Source organism: Janibacter sp. YB324, from assembly GCF_014217915.1.
Taxonomy (GTDB): domain Bacteria; phylum Actinomycetota; class Actinomycetes; order Actinomycetales; family Dermatophilaceae; genus Janibacter; species Janibacter indicus.
Genome location: NZ_CP060120.1, coordinates 2,070,400 through 2,093,544, shown reverse-complemented (window position 1 = coordinate 2,093,544; position 23,145 = coordinate 2,070,400). Strand labels below are relative to the sequence as shown.

Annotated in this window: 25 protein-coding genes and 3 pseudogenes; 13 read left to right on the top strand and 15 right to left on the bottom strand. The window is 70.7% G+C overall.

Going from position 1 to position 23,145, the window contains the following annotated elements:
* Positions 1 to 23: 23 nt before the first annotated feature.
* The 5 genes from H7A72_RS10160 to H7A72_RS10140 form a co-directional block, all read right to left on the bottom strand.
* Positions 24 to 440, bottom strand: coding sequence for a hypothetical protein (locus H7A72_RS10160; RefSeq protein ID WP_185220453.1), 417 nt, complete (start codon positions 438 to 440; stop codon positions 24 to 26).
* Positions 441 to 503: 63 nt separating this feature from the next.
* A complete protein-coding gene (locus H7A72_RS10155; RefSeq protein WP_185220452.1) occupies positions 504 to 1,040 on the bottom strand; it encodes a carboxymuconolactone decarboxylase family protein in 537 nt (178 codons plus the stop codon).
* Positions 1,037 to 1,915, bottom strand: a complete 879-nt coding sequence (locus tag H7A72_RS10150) for an SDR family NAD(P)-dependent oxidoreductase (RefSeq protein WP_185220451.1) — start codon at positions 1,913 to 1,915, stop codon at positions 1,037 to 1,039. Before H7A72_RS10150 ends, H7A72_RS10155 begins: the two co-directional genes overlap by 4 nt.
* 39 nt (positions 1,916 to 1,954) lie before the next feature.
* Positions 1,955 to 2,641, bottom strand: coding sequence for a lysoplasmalogenase family protein (locus H7A72_RS10145; protein WP_185220450.1), 687 nt, complete (start codon positions 2,639 to 2,641; stop codon positions 1,955 to 1,957).
* Positions 2,638 to 3,687: an agmatine/peptidylarginine deiminase gene (locus tag H7A72_RS10140; RefSeq protein ID WP_223277604.1), complete on the bottom strand. Its 1,050-nt coding sequence runs from the start codon at positions 3,685 to 3,687 to the stop codon at positions 2,638 to 2,640. Before H7A72_RS10140 ends, H7A72_RS10145 begins: the two co-directional genes overlap by 4 nt.
* A gap of 66 nt (positions 3,688 to 3,753) precedes the next feature.
* Between H7A72_RS10140 and H7A72_RS10135 the strand changes: the two genes are divergently transcribed.
* The 6 genes from H7A72_RS10135 to H7A72_RS10110 all read left to right on the top strand — a co-directional run bounded on the left by H7A72_RS10135 (position 3,754) and on the right by H7A72_RS10110 (position 8,486).
* On the top strand, positions 3,754 to 4,008 hold the full coding sequence (locus H7A72_RS10135; RefSeq protein WP_185220449.1) for a DUF3046 domain-containing protein: 255 nt from the start codon (positions 3,754 to 3,756) through the stop codon (positions 4,006 to 4,008).
* Positions 4,005 to 4,931 (top strand): ABC transporter ATP-binding protein, encoded by a 927-nt coding sequence (locus H7A72_RS10130; protein WP_072624975.1) that lies wholly within the window; start codon positions 4,005 to 4,007, stop codon positions 4,929 to 4,931. Before H7A72_RS10135 ends, H7A72_RS10130 begins: the two co-directional genes overlap by 4 nt.
* Entirely contained in the window at positions 4,931 to 5,764 is an 834-nt protein-coding gene (locus H7A72_RS10125) for an ABC transporter permease (protein WP_185220448.1), read from the top strand. The genes H7A72_RS10130 and H7A72_RS10125 overlap by 1 nt, the downstream gene beginning before the upstream one ends.
* Positions 5,761 to 6,549 (top strand): ABC transporter permease, encoded by a 789-nt coding sequence (locus tag H7A72_RS10120; protein WP_223277603.1) that lies wholly within the window; start codon positions 5,761 to 5,763, stop codon positions 6,547 to 6,549. The genes H7A72_RS10125 and H7A72_RS10120 overlap by 4 nt, the downstream gene beginning before the upstream one ends.
* Before the next feature lie 231 nt (positions 6,550 to 6,780).
* Positions 6,781 to 7,851, top strand: a complete 1,071-nt coding sequence (gene recA, locus H7A72_RS10115) for a recombinase RecA (RefSeq protein ID WP_072624974.1) — start codon at positions 6,781 to 6,783, stop codon at positions 7,849 to 7,851.
* 14 nt (positions 7,852 to 7,865) lie between these two features.
* Entirely contained in the window at positions 7,866 to 8,486 is a 621-nt protein-coding gene (locus tag H7A72_RS10110; RefSeq protein ID WP_185220447.1) for a regulatory protein RecX, read from the top strand.
* On the opposite strand, the pseudogene H7A72_RS10105 reads toward H7A72_RS10110, so the two are convergent.
* The 3 genes and pseudogenes from H7A72_RS10105 to H7A72_RS10100 form a co-directional block, all read right to left on the bottom strand.
* Positions 8,443 to 8,688, bottom strand: a pseudogene (locus H7A72_RS10105) (urea amidolyase); the annotation flags it as partial. The gene H7A72_RS10110 and the pseudogene H7A72_RS10105 overlap by 44 nt on opposite strands.
* Positions 8,616 to 8,978, bottom strand: coding sequence for a carboxyltransferase domain-containing protein (locus tag H7A72_RS17185; RefSeq protein ID WP_370543532.1), 363 nt, complete (start codon positions 8,976 to 8,978; stop codon positions 8,616 to 8,618). The gene H7A72_RS17185 and the pseudogene H7A72_RS10105, both read right to left, overlap by 73 nt.
* 79 nt (positions 8,979 to 9,057) lie before the next feature.
* A pseudogene (locus H7A72_RS10100) lies at positions 9,058 to 9,416 on the bottom strand (LamB/YcsF family protein); the annotation flags it as partial.
* Positions 9,417 to 9,544: 128 nt separating this feature from the next.
* Between H7A72_RS10100 and H7A72_RS10095 the strand changes: the two are divergent.
* Genes H7A72_RS10095 through H7A72_RS10075 form a run of 5 tightly spaced genes read left to right on the top strand, consistent with a single transcriptional unit; the run spans position 9,545 to position 14,301 of the window.
* Positions 9,545 to 11,158, top strand: a complete 1,614-nt coding sequence (locus H7A72_RS10095) for a circularly permuted type 2 ATP-grasp protein (protein WP_185220446.1) — start codon at positions 9,545 to 9,547, stop codon at positions 11,156 to 11,158.
* The gene (locus H7A72_RS10090; RefSeq protein ID WP_072624972.1) at positions 11,158 to 12,081 is read left to right on the top strand and encodes an alpha-E domain-containing protein; all 924 of its coding nucleotides are present in this window, start codon (positions 11,158 to 11,160) and stop codon (positions 12,079 to 12,081) included. Before H7A72_RS10095 ends, H7A72_RS10090 begins: the two co-directional genes overlap by 1 nt.
* A complete protein-coding gene (locus tag H7A72_RS10085) occupies positions 12,078 to 12,923 on the top strand; it encodes a transglutaminase family protein (RefSeq protein WP_185220445.1) in 846 nt (281 codons plus the stop codon). Before H7A72_RS10090 ends, H7A72_RS10085 begins: the two co-directional genes overlap by 4 nt.
* An 11-nt stretch (positions 12,924 to 12,934) precedes the next feature.
* Positions 12,935 to 13,513 (top strand): hypothetical protein, encoded by a 579-nt coding sequence (locus H7A72_RS10080; protein ID WP_223277602.1) that lies wholly within the window; start codon positions 12,935 to 12,937, stop codon positions 13,511 to 13,513.
* A complete protein-coding gene (locus H7A72_RS10075) occupies positions 13,510 to 14,301 on the top strand; it encodes a glycosyltransferase family 2 protein (RefSeq protein ID WP_185220444.1) in 792 nt (263 codons plus the stop codon). Before H7A72_RS10080 ends, H7A72_RS10075 begins: the two co-directional genes overlap by 4 nt.
* On the opposite strand, the gene H7A72_RS10070 is transcribed toward H7A72_RS10075, so the two are convergent.
* The 7 genes from H7A72_RS10070 to idi are packed head-to-tail and all read right to left on the bottom strand — an operon-like array spanning position 14,267 to position 19,940.
* Entirely contained in the window at positions 14,267 to 15,172 is a 906-nt protein-coding gene (locus H7A72_RS10070; protein ID WP_185220443.1) for a prenyltransferase, read from the bottom strand. The two genes, H7A72_RS10075 and H7A72_RS10070, sit on opposite strands and share 35 nt — an antisense overlap.
* Positions 15,169 to 15,498 carry a lycopene cyclase domain-containing protein gene (locus H7A72_RS10065; RefSeq protein WP_185220442.1) on the bottom strand — a complete coding sequence of 110 codons (330 nt, stop codon included), beginning with the start codon at positions 15,496 to 15,498 and terminating at the stop codon, positions 15,169 to 15,171. Before H7A72_RS10065 ends, H7A72_RS10070 begins: the two co-directional genes overlap by 4 nt.
* Positions 15,495 to 15,821 (bottom strand): lycopene cyclase domain-containing protein, encoded by a 327-nt coding sequence (locus H7A72_RS10060; RefSeq protein ID WP_072624967.1) that lies wholly within the window; start codon positions 15,819 to 15,821, stop codon positions 15,495 to 15,497. Before H7A72_RS10060 ends, H7A72_RS10065 begins: the two co-directional genes overlap by 4 nt.
* The gene (gene crtI / locus H7A72_RS10055; protein ID WP_185220441.1) at positions 15,822 to 17,447 is read right to left on the bottom strand and encodes a phytoene desaturase family protein; all 1,626 of its coding nucleotides are present in this window, start codon (positions 17,445 to 17,447) and stop codon (positions 15,822 to 15,824) included. It lies immediately after the preceding gene.
* Positions 17,444 to 18,328 carry a squalene/phytoene synthase family protein gene (locus H7A72_RS10050; protein ID WP_185220440.1) on the bottom strand — a complete coding sequence of 295 codons (885 nt, stop codon included), beginning with the start codon at positions 18,326 to 18,328 and terminating at the stop codon, positions 17,444 to 17,446. Before H7A72_RS10050 ends, crtI begins: the two co-directional genes overlap by 4 nt.
* On the bottom strand, positions 18,325 to 19,308 hold the full coding sequence (locus H7A72_RS10045; protein ID WP_185220439.1) for a polyprenyl synthetase family protein: 984 nt from the start codon (positions 19,306 to 19,308) through the stop codon (positions 18,325 to 18,327). Before H7A72_RS10045 ends, H7A72_RS10050 begins: the two co-directional genes overlap by 4 nt.
* Before the next feature lie 56 nt (positions 19,309 to 19,364).
* A complete protein-coding gene (gene idi / locus H7A72_RS10040; protein WP_072624963.1) occupies positions 19,365 to 19,940 on the bottom strand; it encodes an isopentenyl-diphosphate Delta-isomerase in 576 nt (191 codons plus the stop codon).
* A 96-nt stretch (positions 19,941 to 20,036) separates the two neighbouring features.
* Here idi and miaB point away from each other — a divergent pair, with 96 nt between their 5' ends.
* Positions 20,037 to 21,575 carry a tRNA (N6-isopentenyl adenosine(37)-C2)-methylthiotransferase MiaB gene (gene miaB, locus H7A72_RS10035; protein ID WP_185220438.1) on the top strand — a complete coding sequence of 513 codons (1,539 nt, stop codon included), beginning with the start codon at positions 20,037 to 20,039 and terminating at the stop codon, positions 21,573 to 21,575.
* A gap of 396 nt (positions 21,576 to 21,971) precedes the next feature.
* Positions 21,972 to 23,068: pseudogene (locus H7A72_RS10030) on the top strand (IS30 family transposase).
* Positions 23,069 to 23,145 lie beyond the last annotated feature (77 nt).

Below are 23,145 nucleotides of genomic sequence, written 5' to 3'. Positions count from 1 at the left end.
GCCTGCCACCCACCACCGACAGGTCAGCGCTGCAGGAGGTCGAGCACCTGGTCCATCTTGGTCCCGAGAGAGTCGACCTTCGTCTCCAGGGAGTCGACCTTCGTCTCCAGAGATCCGACCGTTGTCTCGAGGGAGCCCACCTTGGTCTCGAGCGAGCCCACCTTGGTCTCCAGAGATCCGACCGTTGTCTCGAGCGAGCCCACCTTGGTCTCGAGCGAGCCCACCTTGGTCTCGAGCGAGCCCACCTTGGTCTCCAGGGAACCGAACCTGCTCTCCAGCGAGCCCATCCGGTCAGCGAGGGCCCCGACGTCCTCGGTCAGCTCGTCGAAGCGGTTGGAGTGGCGCCGCTGCGTGTTCTGGATGTCGGCGATCATCGTGTAGAGCGCCGAGATGTCGTTGTCGTGCTGCCGCACCTTGCGCTCGAGATCCATCGCCGTCATCCCTCGACGATACGCGCCTTCGACCGACACACCGAGGGCCCGTCACACATCTGTGGACAACTCTCAGCGGTGCTTGTCGGGCTGCAGTCGCAGGGTCGTGAGGGTCGTGGCGAGCATGTCGTAGTGGCCGACGAGCAGGAGCAGCTCGATGGACTCCCGCTCGCTCGCCACCGACCGAAGTCGCCGCCACTGCTCGTCGTCGAGGTCCTTGGTCGCGACGAGCGCCTGGGCGCTCTCGCGCAGCACCCGCTCGCGGGGGCTGAGTGACGCGACGACCTCGTCGGCGAGGATCCCCTCGATCTCGGCCGAGGTCAGGCCCGCACGCTGCCCGAGCAGGCGGTGGTGCTCCCGCTCGTACTCGCAGCCGCGTGCGGTGGCGACGGTGAGGATCACCAGCTCGGACTCCCTTCGCTCGAGAGAACCGAAGGGCATGAGGCGACCGGCGAAGTGCAGCCAGCCGGTGAACAGCCCCTTGGTCCGCCCGAGCGTGGTGAAGATGGCCGGCGGTTCGGTGCCGGTGACCCGTCCGGCGGCACGGGCGAAGCCCCACCGCACCGGTCCCAGCTCGCGCAGGTTGCCCGGCGCGATCCGGGCGGTCACAGGGCCTTCCTCGACGTCGTGGGCTGGGCGGTCGTGTAGTCGACCTGCTCGGTGCGGGCGATGTCGAGCGACTCCTCGAGCTCGGGCGTCGGCTTGAGCTCGATGACCCGCTGGGCCACGTGACGAAGGGGGACGACCGGCGGCACCCAGCCCGGCGCGGCGATGCGCCGCGACCGCTTGGCAATGCCTCGCTCGAGGGCGCGCAGACCCGCTTCGACGGGCGCGACACCGCTGACGGTGCCGCCGCCGGTGAGCTTCTTGCCGGCGACGGTGTCGAAGCCGCGGCTGGTCATGTCGGTCGCGAGCTCGGAGTAGTAGGCGACGCCCACCTTGGCGCCAGTCGGCTTGATCTCCTGACGGAAGGTGTTGCCGATGGCCTCGACGGCCGCCTTGCTCGCGCTGTAGGCCCCGAGGAGCGGCAGGTGCACCGCTGCGGCGAGCGAGGCGGTGGCCAGGGCGTAGCCGCCCGGGTGGGTGATGTGCGGCCCGGCGGCACGCAGCGTGTAGAAGACGCCCAGGGTGTTGACCCGCAGGTGGGCCTCCATCACGTCGGGCTGGCCACCGATGATCGGCAGCTGCTTGGCGATGCCGGCATTGGCGACGACGACGTCGAGACCGCCGAGCTCGGTCACCAGCTCCTCGACGGCACGGTCGACGGCATCGGGGTCGGAGACGTCGCACTCGCGCCACGGCGCGTGGTTGCGCTGCGCCACCTCGGCGAGCAGCTCGGGCTCCAACCCGGCCAGTGCCACGCGGGCACCGTGGGCGGTGAGCAGGTCGGCGAGGCCGGCACCGATGCCGCGCGCCGCACCCGTGATGAGGACGCGACGGCCACGCAGGGCCGGGGTGTACTTCGGGCGGGGTGAGAGGGGCATTACCCGACAGTAACGACGAAGGGGGCCAGCCGCGACCCCTCAGCCCTCGTCGCGCAGCCCGTGGACGAGCAGGCCGAGCGCCGCCGTGTAGGTCGAGAGGATCACGACGGACGAGATCGCCTGTGCGCGAGGGGTCTTGGCGTACTGCTGCCCGACGATGATCGCCGCGTCGGACACGAGGAAGAGCGCTCCACCGAGCGCGACGGCCCGTCCGTGGCGCGGACGCTTACCGTCACCCATGGCCAACGCGGACATCGACCCGAGCAGCAGGCCGTAGCCGGTGAGCACCGGGTCGGGAGCGCCGCCGTCGGAGTCGAGGACGGCCAGGCCGGCGAGGGTGGTCGCGGCGACGGCCGACGGCACCGGCTGCGGCCGCGCCCCGTCGTGCAGCAGCAGCCCGACGAGCCCGACCTGCTGCACGCCGAAGGCGCTGGCGCCCAGCCGCATGTGGGCACGAGAGCTGTCGCCCTCGGTCCGGCTCGAGCGGTACATGAACCAGTCGCCGACGGTCGAGCCCACGAGTGCGGCCAGGAGGGCCCCGGTGCGCTTGGGACAGCGCTGCGAGCGGGTGGCGAGCACCCCGGCGGCGAGCGTCGGGGCCAGCGCCACCTTGGTCGCCGCGTGCGTGCGGTCACGACCGAGGACGTCGGCGGCGGTCGTCGCGACCGCGAGCGGGACGTAGGCGAGGAGGTCCGCGCGCGAACGGATGAAGGACGAGAAGCTCATGCGGACTCTGGCTGTTGCTGGGTGATGCAGTGGATGCCTCCACCCCGGTCGAAGAGCGGTCGGGCGTCGACGCCGACGACCTCGCGGCCCGGGTAGACCGAGCGGAGCACCTCGAGGGCGCGCTCGTCGTGGGGGTCGTCGAAGACGCAGGCCACGACGCCGCCGTTGCACACGAGGTGGTTGACGTAGGACCAGTCAACCGGGCCCTCGTCGTCGGTGAGGGTCTGCGGTGCCGGGATGCGCGTCACCTCGAGCGGGCGACCTGCCGAGTCGCGGGCCGCGAGCAGCACCGCCTCGATCTCACGGCTCACAGCGTGGTCGGGGTGCGACTCGTCCCCCTGCCAGTGCAGCAGCACGCGGCCGGGCGCGGTGAAGGTCGCGACGATGTCGACGTGCCCGCGGGTGCCGAACTCGTCGTAGTCCCGGGTCAGCCCGCGCGGCAGCCAGACGAAGGTGTCGACCCCCAGCTGTCGGCCGATCTCGGCCTCGATGTCCCCCTTCGTCGCCGAGGGGTTGCGACCGGGGTCGAGCTGGACGGTCTCGGTGAGCAGGACCGTGCCCTCGCCGTCGACGTGGATCCCGCCGCCCTCGTTGACGATCGACGACGGCAGGTGGTGGGCCCCCGCCGCGTCGGCCACCCGCGAGGCGATGCGCGCGTCGAGGTCCCAGGTGGCCCACTCCTGCGCCCCCCAGCCGTTGAAGATCCAGTCGACGCCACCGAGCTCCCCGGTGGGGGAGAGCACGAAGGTCGGCCCGATGTCACGCATCCACGCGTCGTCGAGGTCGGCGATGACGATGTCGATGGGGTGGGCGGTGTCGTTGCGCAGGTACTCGCGGCAGCGGTGGATGTCGCTCGGCGCGACGACCATGGTCACCGGCTCGAAGCGGGCGACCGCCCGGGCCACCGCGGCCCACGTGCTGCGCGCGGAGTCGATCTCCTCGGGGGTGTCGCCGAGCGTGTAGCCGTTGCTCGGCCAGGCCATCCACGTGCGCTCGTGCGGGGTCCACTCGGCGGGCATCCGCCAGGGGGTCGTCGGGCCAGCCATCCGGCGCCCTCCTGTCCTCTCGTCGTGGCTGCAGTATGCCTGCCGGCGGGCACCTACACTCGCCGGATGCGGCTGAGCCACTTCTGGACCCTCATGGAGGACGAGTTCGGGGCGGCCTATGCCCACACGCTGGCGCGTGGCCACGTGGTCCAGGCGCTCGGTGACCGCACGGTCGCCACCGCCCTGGACGAAGGGGAGTCCCCGCGCCTGGTGTGGGAGGCCCTGTGCGAGGACCTCGACATCCCGCCGCACCGGCGGCTCGGGGTCGACCGCGAGCCGATGCCCGTCCCGCCCAAGATCGCCAACGAGGTGCCGGAGTGAACGACGTCCTGCTGAGCGCCTCGGGTCTGACCAAGACCTTCGGCGACTTCACCGCGGTCGACGGCATCGACGTGCAGGTGACCCGTGGCGAGTCCTTCGGCTTCCTCGGGCCCAACGGTGCCGGCAAGTCCTCGACGATGAAGATGGTCGCCGCGACCTCGCCCCCGACCGGGGGAGACCTGCGCATCTTCGGCCTCGACCCGGTGACCGACGGCGCGGCCGTGCGCGCCCGCCTGGGCAACTGCCCCCAGCAGGACAACCTCGACGAGGAGATCACCGTCGAGGAAAATCTGCACGTCTACGGCCGCTACTTCGGCCTGCCGCGCAAGGTCATCCGCGAGCGCACCGACGAGCTGCTCGACTTCGCCCAGCTCACCGAGCGCCGCAAGGACAAGGTCGAGCCCCTGTCCGGCGGCATGAAGCGCCGCCTGACGATCGCCCGCTCCCTGATCAACAACCCCGAGATCCTCCTGCTCGACGAGCCGACGACCGGCCTGGACCCGCAGGCCCGGCACGTGCTGTGGGACCGCCTCTTCCGGCTCAAGCGCCAGGGCGTCACGCTGATCATCACGACGCACTACATGGACGAGGCCGAGCAGCTGTGCGACCGGCTCGTCGTCATGGACCACGGTCGGATCGTCGCCGAGGGCTCACCCCGCTCGCTCATCCAGACCCACTCCACGAGAGAGGTGCTCGAGCTGCGCCTGCCGGTCGACGACCACCTCCACGCGGCCGACCTCGTCGAGGGCATCGGTGAGCGCGTCGAGGCCCTGCCCGACCGCCTGCTCGTCTACACCGACCACGGCGACGGCACCCTCGAGGCGGTGCACGCGCGCGGCCTGCAGCCCGTCTCCTCGATCGTGCGCCGGTCGAGCCTCGAGGACGTCTTCCTGCACCTCACCGGACGGACGCTCGTCGACTGATGGCGACCGTCCAGCTGCAGAGTCCCACCTCGCGCCACGTCCACGGCGAGCGGTCCCCCCTTCGTCCGGCGGAGCGGGTGGGGGCCGTGGCCGCCTACTTCGGACTCGTCTACCGGCGCACCTGGATGGGGTCGGTCTTCAGCCGCTTCGTCATGCCGCTGCTCTTCCTGCTGGCCATGGGGATCGGGCTCGGCTCGCTCGTCGACGACGCGTCCGGCGGGGTCGACGGCGTGCCCTACCTGCTTTTCGTGGCCCCGGCGATGATCGCGGTCCAGGCGATGATGACGGCGGTGAGCGAGTCGACCTACCCGGTCTACGGGCTCTTCACGTGGAACCGCATGTACCACTCGATGCTCGCCACCCCGCTCACGGTGAGCGATCTCCTCCTGGGTCACCTCGCCGTCATCGCCGCCCAGGGCGGGTTCGCCGCGGCCGCCTTCGTGCTCGTGGCCGCGCTCTTCGGCAGCTTCACGTCGTGGTGGGTGCTGCTCGCGGTGCCGATCGGTGTGCTCGTGACGCTCGCCTTCGCGGTGCCGCTCTTCGGCTTCACGGCCCGGGCGAAGGGGGACTCCTCCTTCAACGTCGTCTACCGCCTCGTCATCACGCCCCTCATGCTCTTCTCCGGCGCCTTCTTCCCCGTCGAGCGCCTGCCGATCGTCCTCGAGGTGCTCGCCTGGGTGACCCCGCTGTGGCACGGCGTGGAGCTGTGCCGGGCTGCCGCCCACGGGAGCTTCGCCCCCTTCGACCTCGTGCACCTGGCGGTGCTCGTGCTCTTCGTCGGCGCCGGCTGGCTCTATGCCCGCACCGGCATGACGCGCAGGCTCGTCTCGTGACCACCGGTGTCCTCACGCCCGGCCTGGCGATGTGGCGCTCGGTCGTCGAGCGCAATGTCGTCGGCTTCCGGCGCCAGTGGGCCGCCTTCGTCACCGGCTTCGCCGAGCCGGTCTTCTATCTGCTCTCCCTGGGCATCGGGGTCGGGTCGCTCGTGCCCGTCGTCGTGACCGACGGCGGGCAGGAGGTCGGGTACGCGGCCTTCGTCGCGCCGGCCATGCTCGCCGCGTCGGCGATGAACGGCGCGATCATGGACTCGACCTTCAACGTCTTCTTCAAGCTGCGCTACGCGCGGATCTACGACGCGATGCTCGCGACCCCGCTGGGCCCGCGCGACATCGCCGTCGGCGAGGTCGTCTGGTCGCTCATCCGGGGCGGGGTCTACGCGCTCGTCTTCTACCTCGTGGCCCTCGCGGTCGGCGTTGTCGAGTCGTGGTGGTCGCTCCTCGCCGTGCCGGCGGCGGTCTTCATCGGGCTGGCCTTCTCGGCCGTGGGCATGTTCGCGACGACCTTCATGCGCTCGTGGGTGGACTTCGACTGGGTCATGCTCGTCATCCAGCCACTCTTCCTGCTGTCGGCGACCTTCTTCCCCCTCGGGACCTACCCGGGGTGGGCGCAGCCGATCGTTCAGGCGACGCCGCTCTACCACGGGGTGGCGCTGGAGCGTGGGCTCATGCTCGGCGAGGTCGGGTGGGGCCTGCTGTGGCACGTCGGCTACCTCGTCGCGCTCGGCGCGGTCGGTGTCTGGGCGACCGCGCGACGGATCGAGACCCTCCTGCGTTCGTAGTCCGAAGGGGGAGTGCGGCGTGTCGGCGCGTCGCTCCCGACCTCGAACACGTGTTCGGCTACGGTTGTCCACAGGTGCCCGATCGACAGCACCGGTGTCCACAGCCCCACGGCAGCTGCGGACCGTTGTCGGTGGCGGCCCCTAGCGTCTGACCAGAGCGCACGACACGTCCGACCGTGTGGACCTGGTCGCCGGTGGACGCGCCCGACACGACGACAAGGAAGGTGTGGCATGGCTGAGGTCACCGCCATCGACAGCAAGCTCCACGAGCAAAAGCTCAAGTCCCTCGACAACGTCATGGGCCAGATCGAGAAGCAGCACGGCAAGGGCGCGGTGATGCGCCTGGGCGACGACGTGCGCCCGCCCATCGCGGTCATCCCGACCGGTGCGATCGCGCTCGACGTGGCCCTCGGCATCGGCGGCCTGCCCCGCGGCCGGGTCGTCGAGGTCTACGGCCCGGAGTCCTCCGGCAAGACGACCGTGGCCCTGCACGCCGTGGCCAACGCCCAGCGCGCCGGCGGCATCGCGGCCTTCATCGACGCCGAGCACGCGCTCGACCCCGAGTACGCCAAGAAGCTCGGTGTCGACACCGACGCCCTCCTCGTCAGCCAGCCCGACACCGGTGAGCAGGCGCTCGAGATCGCCGACATGCTCATCCGCTCGGGTGCGCTCGACATCATCGTCATCGACTCTGTCGCGGCGCTCGTGCCGCGCGCCGAGATCGAGGGCGAGATGGGTGACAGCCACGTGGGTCTGCAGGCCCGGCTGATGAGCCAGGCGCTGCGCAAGATCACCGGTGCGCTCAACAGCTCCGGTACGACGGCGATCTTCATCAACCAGCTCCGCGAAAAGATCGGCGTCATGTTCGGCTCGCCCGAGACGACCACCGGTGGCAAGGCGCTGAAGTTCTACGCCTCGGTCCGGCTCGACGTGCGACGCATCGAGACGCTCAAGGACGGCACCGACCCGGTCGGCAACCGCACCCGCGTCAAGGTCGTCAAGAACAAGGTCTCGCCGCCCTTCAAGCAGGCCGAGTTCGACATCCTCTACGGGCAGGGCATCTCTCGCGAGGGCGGCCTCATCGACATGGGTGTCGAGCACGGCTTCATCCGCAAGGCCGGTGCCTGGTACACCTACGAGGGCGACCAGCTGGGCCAGGGCAAGGAAAATGCCCGCAAGTTCCTCAAGGACAACCCGCAGCTCGGCGAGGAGATCGAGACCAAGATCAAGACCAAGCTCGGCATCGGGGTCCAGCCCGAGGCCGAGGAGGAGACGCCGGCCGAGGTCCCGGTCGACTTCTGATCAGGTCCCCTTCCATGAGCGAGCACGACCGGCCGACCGCCGCGCGCACCCACGAGCGACTCGAGGGCTTGCGCGCGGCGGTCTCCGCCATCGAGGAGCGGGCAGGTGAGCCGCCCCGCCCCGACCCACAGGGCCCGCAGGGCGATTCCGACGCCGACCCGCACGCAGTCGCCCGAGCGGTCGTCCTGCGTCAGCTGACCGGTGCGCCCAAGAGCCGCAAGCAGCTGCAGGAGGCGCTGACCCGCAAGGGCTGCCCGCCCGAGGTCGCCCGCGAGGTGCTCGACCGCTTCGAGGAGGTCGGGCTCGTCGACGACGAGGCCTACGCGCAAGCCTTCATCCGGTCCAAGCAGGCCGGCCGTGGGCTGGCTCGACGGGCGATCTCGCACGAGCTGCGGGCCAAGGGCGTCGACGACGAGCTTGCGCAGTCACTCCTCGACGAGGTCGACCCGGAGGACGAGCGGGCTCGCGCGCACGAGCTCGTCGCCAAAAAGCTGCGCTCGATGCACGGCCTGGACCGCGCCGTCCAGACCCGTCGGCTGGCCGGCATGCTCGCCCGCAAGGGCTACGGCCACGACGTCGTGAGAGTGGTCATCACCGAGGCGCTCGACGCCGAGCCGGAGCACCAGCGCGACTGAGCCGCACGCGAGCACCCGGCACGAGCTGGGCCGCACGGTCGCACGACTCCGCGGTGAGCACGGCGATGACGGGGTAGGCCCCGGTCACCAGGTGGTCGCTGAGGAAGAGCGTCGGCTGCCCGTCGCTGCTCACCTGGACCGATCCGCGGACCACCTCCTCGCTCGGCAGCTCGTCGGTGACGGCTCGCGCGAGGGTGGGTCCCTGCAGCCGCGCCCGACCCGGTCGACGTCTGCCGTCACCGACCACTCCGCGCTCGTGAGCGTGCGCCGGCGAGATAGGTGAAGCCCGGGGAAGGTGACCTCCCACCTCGTCCGGACATCTCGCTCGACGACCGCCTCGACAGACGTATTGCAGGCTTCGACGACGACGGCGAGGTCGGCGCCGTCGTAGACGACGGAGATCTCGTGGGCCCGGCTCGTCGGGCCCCCGGTGGGCCGGCCAAGCGTGCCGGCGGCTGAGCGCAGGGGAGCGGCTACCGCCGTCGTCGTCACGCGTGGGTCGAGGGTGACGAGGACGGTGCGCCCCGCACGGCGCGGGCGTCCTCGGCACGACGCAGCCAAGCCGATCCCGCAGCCCGAGCGCGACGAGGTCGTCGCCGAGCGGCCGCACGGCCTCGACGAGAGCGGCAGTCTGCCCCTCGTGGTGGACGACCGCGTTGTAGAGCGCACCGTGCGGCTTGACGTAGGCGACGCGGGCCCCGACAGCCTCGGCGAAGGCGCGTAGGGGCGCCCACCTGATAGACGACCTCCGCCGTCAGCTCGGCCGGGCCGACGTCGATGAAGCGACGGCCGAAGCCCGCGAGATCGCGGTAGGAGACGCGCGACGTTGGCGCTCGTCACGACGTCGAGCAGGCCCTCGTCGTCTGTCAGGGCCCACCGGCCGAAGCCTTCGCCGAGGTCCGCGTTGTCACCACAGCGACTTCGTCGCAGAGGCCTGCCGAAAGAGGCCTCCGGGGGGAAACATCGCGGCAACGTCGGGGCCCTATGGTGTGGGGGTGACCCAGGTACAACGACAGTCCCAGGGCCGGGGGAACCCCGCGACCGCCGAGGGGCCGAGCATGTTCGACGACTACCCGACCGGGGACGCGTGGGACGAGATGTTCGACCATGGATCGGGAGAGCCCCGCGCTCCGTACAAGCCGATCCACCACACGCTGCGCGCGATGGACCCGGAGAGCCTTGAGGAGCGCGCCGATGCGCTCGCCCGGATGTTCCTCGACCAGGGCGTGACCTTCGACCACGCCGGGGAGGAGCGCCCTTTCCCGCTCGACGCCGTGCCGCGCGTCATCGACGCGGAGAGCTGGCAGACCGTCGAGCGGGGAGTCGCCCAGCGGGTGCTCGCCCTCGAGTCCTTCCTCGACGACATCTACTCACGCGAAGGGGCTATGCCACGTGCCGTCGAGGACGGCATCATCCCGTGGCGGCTCATCGCGACCTCGAGCCACTTCCACCGCGCCGTGGCCGGTCTGCGCCCCGCCAACGGCGTCCGGGCCCATGTCTCGGGCATCGACCTCATCCGCGACGAGCAGGGCGACTTCCGCGTCCTCGAGGACAACGTCCGGGTGCCGTCCGGCGTCTCCTACGTCATCGCAAACCGGCGGGCCATGGCCAACGTCTTCCCCGAGGCCTTCGCGACGATGCGGATCCGCCCGGTCCACCACTACCCGCGCATCCTGCTCGACGCGCTCCGTGCGGCTGCTCCCGAGGGCCGCACCGACCCGACCGTCGTGGTGCTCACCCCCGGCGTCTACAACAGCGCGTACTTCGAGCACACGCTCCTCGCGCGGATGATGGGTGTCGAGCTCGTCGAGGGTCGTGACCTTGTCGTCCGCGGCGGCGAGGTCCGGATGCGCACGACGCGCGGCGAGGAGCGGGTCGACGTCATCTACCGGCGGGTGGACGACGACTTCCTCGACCCGGTGCACTTCCGTCGCGACTCGATGCTCGGGGTGACCGGTCTCATCTCCGCCGTCCGGGCGGGTCGGGTCACCCTGGCCAACGCCATCGGCAACGGCGTCGCCGACGACAAGCTCGTCTACTCGTACGTGCCTGACCTCATCCGCTACTACCTCGACGAGGAGCCGATCCTCCACGGTGTCGACACCTACCGCTGCAACGAGCCCGAGGCCCTCCAGGAGGTCCTCTCCCGCCTCGACGAGATGGTCGTCAAGCCGGTCGACGGCTCAGGCGGCAAGGGACTGATCATCGGCCCGAAGGCGAGCGGCGAGGAGCTCGACGAGTTGCGCGCCAACCTCGAGCGGGACCCGCGGGGCTGGATCGCCCAGCCCGTCGTCCAGCTCTCCACCGTGCCGACGCTCATCGACGGGCAGCTGCGCCCTCGGCACGTCGACCTGCGCCCCTTCGCCGTCAACGACGGGGACCAGGTGACGGTGCTGCCCGGCGGGCTGACCCGCGTCGCGCTGCCCGAGGGGCAACTCGTCGTCAACTCCAGCCAAGGCGGTGGCTCGAAGGACACGTGGGTGCTCGCCGGCCGCTACGCCAAGGTCCCGACGAGTGGCGATGAGGTCATCCTCCTCGGCACGAACCGTCCGATGCCGAGCGACGACAGCGCGCCGCCCACCGAGCTGCTCGACTCCGAGACCGAGCCGGGGGACACCTCGCCACCGCAGGCGGGCCCGGACCATGACTCGACGGCAGGGGAGGAGGCCTGATGCTCAGCCGGATCGCGGACTCGCTCTTCTGGATCGGCCGGTACATCGAGCGCGCCGACGGCACCGCGCGCATGGTCGACGTGCTGCGGCTCTCGCTCATCGAGGACCCGGGGCAGGACGTGAACTACACCTCGTGGATGCTTCTCGGCGGGATCATGGGGCTCGACGACGTCAGCCCCGATGTCACCTACGCCGACGTGGCCAGCCGGCTCGTCTTCGACGCGGACAACCCGAGCGCCATCTCCGGCTCGTGGCTGGCCGCGCGGGAGAATGCCCGCCGGGCCCGGGAGACCCTCTCTACCGAGCTGTGGGAGGTCATCAACACCTCCTGGCACCGGTGGAACGGCCTCGGGGCGCAGACCGCGACCCAGCAGCACCTCGGCTGGGTCACCGAGCGCGCCGCCCTCGTCGCCGGCATCGCCGACTCGACGATGAGCCACGACGAGGCGTGGGACTTCCTCAGCCTCGGGCGGTCGCTCGAGCGTGCCGACATGACGGCTCGGATCGTGGCGACCGGCGCGATCGACGGCGGCCCCAACTGGGGCGTCGTCCTCGCGAGCTGCGGTGCCCAGCAGGCGATGCTGCGCACCATGCGGGGTGTCATCACCGACCGCACCGCTGCGGCCTTCCTCTCGCTGGACCGTCGCTTCCCGCGCTCGGTCCTCGCGTCCCTGCGTGAGGCCGAGGACCGGCTGACGACCCTCTCGCCGGACACCGACCGCGTGGGCTTCTCCGACGAGGCCCGCCGCATCCTCGGCCAGACCCGCACCCAGCTCGAGTACGCCGACCCGGACGACGTCCTGGACGACCTGCCCGCGATGATGGGTCTGGTCCAGGAGTCGGTCACCCAGGCATCGGACGCGATCGGGGCCCGCTACTTCATGTCGGGCCCGGTCCAGGAGTGGACGGGGGAGATCCTGTGAGTACCCGACGGCACCGCATCGTGCACCGGACGGTCATGCGCTACGACGACGACGTCGTCGCCTCGCACAACGAGCTGCGGATGACGCCGCTGAGCGAGCCCGGGCAGACCACGCTCGAGGCGCGGATCCGGGTACGCCCGCACTCGTGGAGCAACGTCTACACCGACCACTGGGGCACCCAGGTCATGGCGGTCGAGTCCCAGGGCGCGCACGACACCCTCGAGATCGAGGCGATGTCGACCGTCGAGCGCGCGGAGACAGTCGCGGAGGTGAGCGGCACCGGCTGGGATGCGCTGGCCAACGAGCAGACCGGCGACCTGCTGAGCGAGCTCATCACCGCGACCCCGCGCACGACGACGACCGAGGAGCTGACGAAGATCGCGCAAGCGGCTCGTGACGAGCCGACCCCACGGGCTGCTGCCCAGGCGATCTCGACGCAGGTCCACGAGCGGATGAGCTACGCGAAGGGGGTTACCGAGGTCTCCGACACCGCCGAGGACGCCTGGGCCAAGGGGCAGGGCGTGTGCCAGGACTTCGCGCACATCACCCTCGCGGCGCTGCGCTGCATCGGCATCCCCTCTCGGTACGTCTCCGGCTACGTCGCGAGCGAGCCTGACCTCGAGCGCGGCCAGTCCTGCCCCGGCGAGTCGCACGCCTGGATCGAGATCTGGGACGGCGCGTGGATGCCCTACGACCCGACGAACCTCGCGCCCGTGGGGCTCGACCACGTCGTCGTCGGCCGCGGCCGCGACTACGACGACGTCGCGCCCTTCCGGGGGATGTACGCCGGACCCGAGCTCTCCGAGCTCGACGTCGAGATCACCTTCACCCGGGTCAGCTGAGGGTCGGCGGGTTGCCCCTGACTGCGCCGCGACGGCAGAGCCAGCGGGACTCACTCCGCCCGGTCGCCACGGATCTCCTGCGCCTCGCGGCGGCCCTGAGCGTGGTGCTCGGCACGCTCGGCTGGGGATTCATCGGCTTCGCGCTCTTCATGCTCGTGCTCGGAGGCTCGATGATCCCCCGCGCCCTGGGGACCCCCGCGCCGCTCGATCTCTCCTATTGCGCGACGATCCTCGTCGGCGCCTGGGCCGCGATGCTCGACTGGTACCTCGCCGTCAGCTGGCTCGATGTCGTCGTGCATGCCGCACTGACCGGCCTCGTCGGCGCGATCGGCTACGCCGCGCTCGAGCAGCTCGGGCTCTTCGGTGAGGGCATGACTCGGCTGGGGGTCGTCGTCGTGAGCAGCACCCTGGCCACGACCCTCGCCCTCCTCTGGGAGATGGGTGAGTGGTTCGGGCACACCGTCCTCGACGACCGCATCCAGGTGGGGTACGAGGACACGCTCGGCGATCTCGGGGCCGGGGTGGTCGGGGCGGTCGTCGCCGCGGTCCTGCTCGCCCTGAGTAGACCTGAGCCCGAGGGGTCAGGATGAGAGCACCCGCTGGGCACGGCCTGCCGAGCGTCTCCGTCGTCATCCCGGCTCGCGACGACGCCGTGGCCCTGCGCACCTGTCTGACCTTGCTCGCCCGCCAGCACGTGCCGCCGCTCGAGGTCGTCGTCGTCGACAACGGCTCCCGCGACGACACGGCAGCAGTCGCACGGGCGCACGGAGCGACGGTGATGCACGAGCCACGGGTCGGAATCCCCCCTGCTGCGGCAACTGGCTACGACGCTGCCCGCGGCGAGGTGATCGCCCGTCTCGACGCCGACTCCCGTCCCGGCCCGGGCTGGGTCGAGGGGGTCGCCCGGGCCATGGCCGATCCTGCGGTGAGCGCCGTGACCGGCACCGGCACCTTCTACGACCTGCCCCGCCCACTCGGGCCGCCGGTGGCTGCGCTGTACCTCGGTGCGTACTACGTCCTGAGCCACCTCGCGCTCGGCCAGACCGCGCTGTGGGGCTCGAGCATGGCCGTTCGCCGCAGCACCTGGCTCGCCGTCCGCCACGAGGTGCACCGCGAGGATCCCGAGGTGCACGACGACATGGACCTCGCCTTCGTCCTCGGGCCGGGCCGAAGGGTGCGGCTGGCGCGCGGCCTGCACGTCGGGGTCTCGGCCCGGTCGCTGCGTGGGGCCGCGCAGGTGCGTCGGCGCTTCGCACGGGCTGCGCGGACCCTCGAGCTCAACTGGCAGGTGCACCCGCCGTGGCTGCGGTGGCGCGACCGCATCGAGCGGGCGCGTCTCGAGGTCAGCGACCGGGCAGGCCGATCGTCGCGTCGATGATCAGCTGGATGAGCAGGAAGCCGGTGAGATAGTTGAGCCAGAGGAAGCGTCGCCAGCCTGCGTGCGCGCGCTCGCACTCGGCCTCGTCGAGCCGTAGGTACGGCACGACGTTGGCGATGTAGGGCAGGACGAGGGCCGCAGCGAGCGTGCTTGGCCAGGGCAGGTCCAGCAGGAGCAGCCCGCTGACGAGGTAGGCGAGCAGGGCGAAGCCGGTCGTGCGCCGCGCCCCCAGGACGGTACCGATCGAAGCGATGCCGCCTGCCCGGTCGGCCTCGATGTCCTGCACCGCGCCGAAGGCGTGCGACCCGACCCCCCAGGCGAAGAACCCGGTGAGCGCGGCGAGGGTGACCGGGTCGAAGGTGCCACCGGCCAGCGCGATGCCGAGGACGGCAGGGCTGACGAAGTGGGTGCTCGACGTCAGCGAGTCGAGGAAGGGCCGCTCCTTGAAACGCAGCCCTGGGACTGAGTACGCGACGAGTGCGAAGACGCTCACCGTGAGGACGAGGGTCGAGCGGAGATCGCCGAGGAGGACAAGCGCGACGACGAAGGGGAGGTTCGACACCACCACCGACAACAGGGTGGCCCGGTGCAGGCCACGATCGAGGACGACCCCTTCGACTCCTCCCTTGCGGGGGTTGCGGATGTCCGACTCGTAGTCGAAGACATCGTTCACCCCGTACATGAGCAGGTTGTAGGGCACGAGGCACCACAGCGTCCCGACGACCCAGGCGAGGTCCACCCGTCCTCCGGCGAGCAGGTAGGCGACGGCGAAGGGGTAGGCCGTGTTGATCCACGACAGCGGCCGGGAGGACGCGAGGACGTGGGCGAAGGGAGAGGACTGAGCCGACCGATGCTGCGCTGCGGCACTCATCGCTGGGCTCCGCGGGTGGCTCGTGGGTGGTCGAGATCGAGCAGGAGCGTGAGCGCGGGCAGGATGGCAGCGGCCGCGACCGGCCACGCGAGGTCCTCGAGCGGTGCGAGGCCGATGCGGATGCCGGAGAGCTGGGCCTCGTCGAAGCGGAAGAGGTCGGCGGCGATCATGAGGTTGTCGAAGATCACGGTGAGCAGGACGAGCGCCAGTGCCGTCGCAGCGGTCGCGAGCCACCAGCGCCGGTCGGGTCGGCGCAGCACGGCGGCTGCGACGAGGACGAGCGCCGAGGCGGCGAGGAAGCAGACGGCCAGGCCGGCGTAGGTCATGAGGTCACCTCGCCGCGGGGGATCAGGCTCGAGAAGAGCCCGTGGAGCACGCACGTGAGGTAGCTGAGGAAGACGATGAAGAAGATCTCCTCGACGGGGAGCTCGGGCAGCAGCTCGATGCCGGTCATCGCGGGCGACTCGCCACGCACGTACATGCCCGACTCGATCGCCACGAGGTCCCACACGAGGAAGAGCGATGAGCCTGCTGCGACGACGGCGAGGGTGCGGGCGGGCCGGTCGAAGAGGGCGAGGCGCCACCGGTGGTCGACGAGACCCATGCAGACCGTGGAGACCACGACGAAGCCGAGGTAGAGCAGACCCACTCAGCCCACCTCGGCATCGGCGGTCGGGGTGACGCTCGGCCCGCTCGAGGTATCGCCCCGCAGCCGCTTGAGCACGAGCTCGGCGCTGATGAGACACATCGGCAGCCCGATGCCGGGGCGGGTCGAGTAGCCCGCGTAGTAGAGCCCGTCGACCTTCTTCGAGACGTTGTCAGCGCGGAAGAAGGCGCTCTGGCGCAGGACATGTCCCGGTCCGAGCATGCTCCCGGAGAAGGACGACAGGTCCCGCACGAAGTCCTCCGGCCCGACGGTGCGCCGGACCTCGACGCGCTCGGCAAGGTCCGGCACGCCCGCCCACGCAGCGATCTGATCAATGGCCGCGTCCACGGTTCGCTCCACCCCGGGGTCACCGGCGCCGTCCGTGCCGCCCCGGCCGATCGTGGGGTCGGCGGGGACAGGGACGAGGACGAAGAGGTTCTCCTTGCTGGCGGGGGCGACGGTACTGTCGCTCGCCGACGGCCGGCACACGTAGATCGAGGCCGGGTCGGGCACCCGGGGCTCAAGGCCGAGGATGTCGTCGAAGTTGCGCCGCCAGTCGGTGGTGAAGAAGAGCGAGTGGTGGGCGAGCTGCGGCAGCTCGCCGTCGACGCCGAGCATCGCGAGCACACCCCCGGGCCCGGGGTCGACCTGCTCCCACCACGACTGCGGGTAGGTCTGGAGGTGCTCGGGGAGCAGCGCGGTCTCGACGTGGTGCAGGTCGGCCGCCCCGATCACGGCATCGCACGGGATCTCCTGGGTCTCCCCGTCCGGGCCGGTGACGTCGACGCCGATCACTCGGGCACGCCGACCGCGCGCGGCAGTCGTGCGGATGGCAGTCGCGGTCGTGCTCGTCCTCAGCCGGACGCCGTGGCGCTCGGCCACCCGCACGAGGGCGTCGACGATTGTCGTGAAGCCCCCTGCCGGGTAGAGCACGCCCTCGGCGAGGTCCATCCAGCTCATGAGGTGGTACATGCTCGGGGCGCGGTCTGGCGAGGTGCCGAGGAAGACAGCGGGGTAGCCGAGGATCTGACGCAGCCGTGCGTCGTCGAAGCGGGTGGCGATGTGGGACTCGAGTGAACGAGTCAGCAGGCTCGAGAGGCGGGGCCCGTTGCGCAGCACGTCGGTGTTGAGCAGCGAGCCGCTGGAGTCGAAGCTCGTGTAGAGGAAGCGGTCGACGGCGAGCTCGTACACGTGGCGCGCGGAGTCGAGGTAGTCCGACAGTGCCGACCCAGCACCGGGCTCGAGGGACTCGAACAGCGTCTCGTTGGCCGCACGGGTCGCCCGCACGTCGACGGGCTCGTCGCCATGCTCGAAGAAGACCCGGTAGCCCGGGTCGAGCCGGACGAGGTCGAGCTCGGCGTCGACGGAGGTGCCGAGCATCTCGAAGAAGTGGGCGAAGACCTCGGGCATGAGGTACCACGACGGCCCGGTATCGAAGCGGTAGCCGTCCTGCTCCCACAGCCCCGCCCGGCCGCCGGGCCGCTCCGAGCGCTCGACGAGATCCACCTGCCAGCCGTCGGCGGCGAGCAGCGCTGCGGTGGCCAGCCCGCTCACACCGCCACCGATGACGCAGGCGGTCCCGGGCTCGCGCGGCTGGCTGGTCCGACCGGTCCAAGGCAGGTGCCTCATCGTCGGCCTCGAACGACGCTGTCGAGCACGATCGCGGCCTTGCGGGGGCCCGGGACCCTGACCCGCTCGTGGCGCAGCCGCTCCACGGGTGTCTCGCGCAGTCGGCCAGACAGCTCGGCGAAGAGCCGGTGCGCCACCCGGACCGCACGTCGGCTGCTCGCCGGCAGCTGATCGACGGCGGCTGCAGCGAGGGCGAGGTCGTTGTCGAGGTCGTCGAGGAGCCGGTCACGGTCGGCGTCGTCGATGCGGTGCGGGTCGACGCCCGGGAAGTAGCGGCGACCGAGCTTGTCGCGGTCGGCGGCGATGTCTCGCAGGAAGTTCACCTTTTGGAAGGCGGCCCCGAGGCATCGAGCCCCCGGGGCGAGCCGGTCGTAGCTGGCCTGGGCGTCGGGCTCGTCGGCGAGGAAGACGCGCAGGCACATGAGACCCACGACCTCGGCCGAGCCGTAGACGTACCTCGCGAAGCTTTCCTCGTCGTGGGTGGTGCGAGTGAGGTCGGTGCGCATCGAGGCGAAGAAGGGCTCGATGAGGTCCATGCCGATCCCGCATGCTCGCGCTGTCCGGGCGAAGGCATGGACGACGAGGTCAGAGCTCAGGCCGCGGTCGAGCGCGACGCTCACCTCGCGCTCGAGATGGTCGAGCACAGCGCGCTGCTCGTCGGTGGCCACGTCGGGGCGGGGAGCATCGACGATCTCGTCGGCGACCCGGACGAGGGCGTAGATGCTGCGCACGCGCGCCCGGACGGGCTCGGCGAGCAGCCTGCTCGCCGCACCGAAGGAGGTCGAGTACCGGGCGATGACGAGCTCGGCCGCGGCCTGGGCGGTCGCGTCGTAGCGGACGTGGGGTGGGGCCTCGTCGCGCTGATGTCGGGCCGGTGTCATGCCACGCCGCCCTCGAGGGAGCCCGCGACCTCGCCCACCCACGTCACGAGCTCGGGTGGGAGGCTCAGGTCCTCGGCGAGCGTGGTCGCCTCGCGCAGCTGCTGCGTGGCGAGGTCGTCGACGAAGGAGCGTGATCCGGCAGTCGTGAGGGCGGACCGGACGTGCTCGACGCCCTGCTCGTCGAGGTCGGGATCACCGAGATGGCGCTCCAGGACAGGCCATGCCGAGGTGGTGCGTGCGTGGACGACGAGCGGTGTGCGCTTGCCCTCGCGCAGGTCACCGGCGATGCCGGGCCTGCCGGTCTGGGCCGGCGTGCCGAAGACGGCGGTGAGGTCGTCGACCAGCTGGTAGGCCAGGCCGAGGTGCCGCCCGATGCGGCCGAGGCCGTCGACGAGCCGGTCCGGGGAGCCGGCGAGCACGGCGCCGCACTGCATCGGCAGGCTGAAGGAGTACACCGCGGTCTTTTGCTCGGCGACGCTCAGCGCTTCCTGCAGCGTCGGTTCCTCGGAACCGAGCGAGAGGCGGACGTCCGCCAGCTCTCCTGCGGCCGAGACCGCCAGGGTGTGGTCGAAGAGGTCGAGAAGCTGGAGCATCCGCTCACGTGGCACGGGCGCCGAGGCCACGGCCCGCATGGCCGCGCCGAGCGCCAGGTCCCCGGTGAGGATCGCGCCGGCGGTGGCGTAGGAGCGGGCCGCAGCCGCCGGGGCGCCGACTCTGAGCGCGTCGGCGTGGAAGCGGCCAGGCGTGCTCGGCGCACCCCGTCGGAGGTCGTCGCCGTCGATGACGTCGTCGTGGACGATGAAGGCGGTGTGCAGCATCTCCACGGCGTCGGCGACCTGGTCGACGGCCGGGCCGGCGTCACCGCCGAGCAGGTCGTGGACCGAACGGACGAGACGAGGGCGGAAGCGCTTGCCGCCGCTGCCTGCCGCGGCCAAGGCGTCCCGCAGGACCTGAGCGTCGCTGAGCTCATCCGCCGACACGGCCGCTGCCGGCGATGCGGTCACAGAGGTGGGCTCGGCGTGACGGGGTGCCGACGTCATACGGCCTGGCCGACCTGGTCGAGGGCGCTTCGGCCAGCAGGCAGCTCGTCGAGCTGGAGGACGAGCCACGGGCTGAGCGCCCACGGCGCGACCTCGGCCGTCGTCCTCAGCTCGTGCGGCGTCACCCATCGGGCCTCGACGGCCTCGTCTCGGTTGAGGCTCGGGTCCGATGTCGTATGGGCGAGCCAGACAGGACACACCTCGTGCTCGACGATGCCCGAGGCGTCGACCGCTCGGTAACGGAAATCTGGGAGCAGGGGCTCGAGGTGGTCCAGCCGGAGCCCGAGCTCGTGCTCGGCGTAGCGGTGTACCGCGTCCAGGGGGTCCTCGCCCGGGCGAGGGTGCCCGCAGAAGGCGTTCGTCCAGACCCCCGGCCAGGTCCGCTTGCTGAGGGCGCGTCGGGTGAGGAGGAGGCGGCCGGTGCCGTCGGTGACGTGGCACGAGAAGGCGAGGTGGAGCGGCGTGCGGTCTGTGTGCACGTCGGCCCGAGGGGCGGTCCCCACGGGCCGCGCGTCGTCGGCAAGCAGCACGACCAGATCGGCGGGGTCCTGGTCCTGGTCTGCGGTGCTCATGGTGTCAGCATGTTATCTGAGCAACGTCACCTGGACGCTAGTGTTGAGGGTTTTGCGTTACTGCTTGCTCTGGCGGGCGACTACCCTTCGACTGACATGAGTGCTGCATCCAAGACCTACGACGTGCGCACCCACGGGTGCCAGATGAACGTTCACGACTCCGAGCGACTCGCTGGCCTCCTCGAGACCGCCGGCTACGTCGACCGCGCGAGCCTGCCCGCCGACGAGCGCGGGGAGGTCGCCGACGTCGTCGTCTTCAACACCTGCGCCGTCCGCGAAAATGCCGACAACAAGCTCTACGGCAACCTCGGGCAGCTGCGTCCGCTCAAGCAGCGCCACCCCGACCTGCAGATCGCCGTCGGTGGCTGCATGGCGCAGAAGGACCGCGACACGATCGTCGAGCGCGCCCCCTGGGTCGACGTCGTCTTCGGCACCCACAACATCGGCTCGCTGCCGGCGCTGCTCGACCGGGCCCGCCACAACGAGGAGGCGCAGGTCGAGATCCTCGAGGCCCTCGAGACCTTCCCCTCGACCCTGCCGACCCGCCGTGACTCGGCCTACTCGGGCTGGACCTCGATCTCCGTCGGGTGCAACAACACCTGCACCTTCTGCATCGTCCCGGCGCTGCGGGGCAAGGAGAAGGACCGCCGTCCCGGCGAGATCCTCGCCGAGGTGGAGGCGCTCGTCGCGCAGGGCGTCGTCGAGGTCACCCTCCTGGGCCAGAACGTCAACAGCTACGGCGTCGAGTTCGGCGACCGGCTCGCCTTCGGCAAGCTGCTGCGGGCCTGCGGCGACATCGACGGCCTGGAGCGGGTGCGCTTCACCAGCCCGCACCCCGCCGCATTCACCGACGACGTCATCGACGCGATGGCCGAGACGCCCACTGTCATGCCGAGCCTGCACATGCCCCTCCAGTCCGGCTCCGACCGGGTCCTGAAGGCCATGCGTCGCAGCTACCGCTCCGAGCGCTTCCTCGGGATCATCGAGCGCGTCCGCGACCGCATCCCCGACGCGGCGATCACGACCGACATCATCGTCGGCTTCCCCGGGGAGACGGACGACGACTTCGAGGAGACGCTGCGGGTCGTGCGCGAGTCGCGCTTCAGCTCCGCCTTCACCTTCCAGTACTCGATCCGGCCCGGCACGCCGGCGGCGACGATGCCCGACCAGGTGCCCAAGGCGGTCGTCCAGCAGCGCTACGAGCGGCTCGTCGCACTGCAGGACGAGATCTCCTGGGTCGGCAACCGCGAGCAGGAGGGTCGTGAGCTCGAGGTCCTCGTCGCGACGGGGGAGGGGCGCAAGGACCGCGAGACCGCGCGCCTCAGCGGCCGCGCGCCCGACAACCGGCTCGTCCACTTCGCCCTGCCGGAGGACCTGCCCGAGGCGGAGCGTCCGCGCCCCGGCGACATGGTGACCGTCGGCGTCACCTATGGCGCCCCGCACCACCTCGTCGCCGACTCGGCGCTCGAGGGCGGGGCCTTCGCGGTGCGGCGCACGCGCGGCGGCGACGCGTGGGCGGCGCTGCAGGACAAGGGTGCCGAGGGCGCGGTGGCCAAGCCCGGTGTCAGCCTGGGCATGCCGAGCATCGGCGCTCCGGCACCGGTGGCGACCACCGGTCCGGCCTGCGGGGCCTGAGGCCTCGCCCGCACCACCCGAGCACGACGAAGGGGGCGGGTCACCGACACCTTCGGTTCACATGGTCCTCGCAACACCTCGATCTGAGGAGTTGCGAGGACCATGGTCATTTCGAGCCAAAAGCGGCGTCGTGTTGAGGTCTCTGCGGAGGTAGTTGCTGTGATGGTGGCTGCCTTCGAACGGGAAGGATCGATTGGTGCCGCAGCCAGGGCGGCTGGATGTGCTCACTCCACAGCTCGTCGGCATCTGGTTCGGGCGGGGTTGGTGCAGGCCGAGCCGATGCCGTTGGGCAAGCCGCGTCAGCGGGCCGAGTTTGACGAGCTGATCGCGTCCGGGGTCCACAACGCCGTGGCCGCTCGTCGGGTTGGGGTCACGCTCGACACGGGCCGGTATTGGATGCGGGGCGTGCGTAAGAGTCATGGCCGCACGATCTATCCCGATGGGCGCGTCACGGGCCCGCCGGCCAAGCGAGCGGCTAGGAACAGGCCCATGATCGAGGTCGTGGGTACGGGCAGGTTGCTGTCATTGCAGGATCGTCTGGTGATCGCCGACGGGCTGATCAACCGGGAGTCGATGCGTTCGATCGCTGCCGGCTGGGCCGGCCGACCTCGACGGTCACACGTGAGGTCGCCGCCCACCGCGATGAGCAGGGCCGGTACGCGCCCCACCGGGCGCATCGTGACGCCGCGGATACCCGGGCCCGGCCGAAGGCATCAAAGCTGGCGCGGCCGGGAGCGCTACGCGAGTACGTCGTGGACGGGTTGTCACGGAAGTTGTCACCGGAGCAGATCAGTAACAGGCTCAAGGTCGATCACCCCGACGACGAGAGCATGCGTGTGAGCCACGAGACGATCTACCAGGCCCTGTACTTCCAGGCTCGTGGCGGCCTCAAACGTGAGGTCCAGACCGCGTTGCGCACCGGTCGTACGATCCGCAAACCCCAAGCCCACGGGGTGCGGCGGCCGCGGTTCGTCGACGAGATGATCATGATCAGCGACCGGCCCGCCGCGGTTGAGGACCGCGCCGTCCCGGGCCATTGGGAAGGCGATCTGATCACCGGCAAGAACAACGGCTCAGCGATCGGGACGCTCGTGGAGCGCTCGACCCGGTACGTGATGCTGCTGCACCTGCCGGGCACCCACGACGCGATCACGGTGCGTAACCAACTGGTCGCCGCGATGCATCGCCTGCCGCAGCACCTGCGCGGGTCGCTGACCTGGGACCAAGGCGCCGAGATGGCCGCGCACGCCTCGTTCACCACCGCGACCGACATGCCCGTCTACTTCTGCGACCCGGCATCGCCCTGGCAGCGCGGCTCGAACGAGAACACCAACGGGCTGCTGCGCCAGTACTTCCCCAAAGGCACCGACCTGAGCGTCCACGGCCCCGAAGAGCTGGAGTACGTCGCCCAAGAACTCAACGCCAGACCACGAAAGACGCTCGACTGGGCAACCCCAGCCGAGCGTCTTCGTGATCTACTCCAAGAGGCCTAACCACCCAGGCCGAAATCCACACGGTGTTGCGAACACCCCATGAATCCGCCCACGGTGACCAGCCCCCTTCGTGCTGT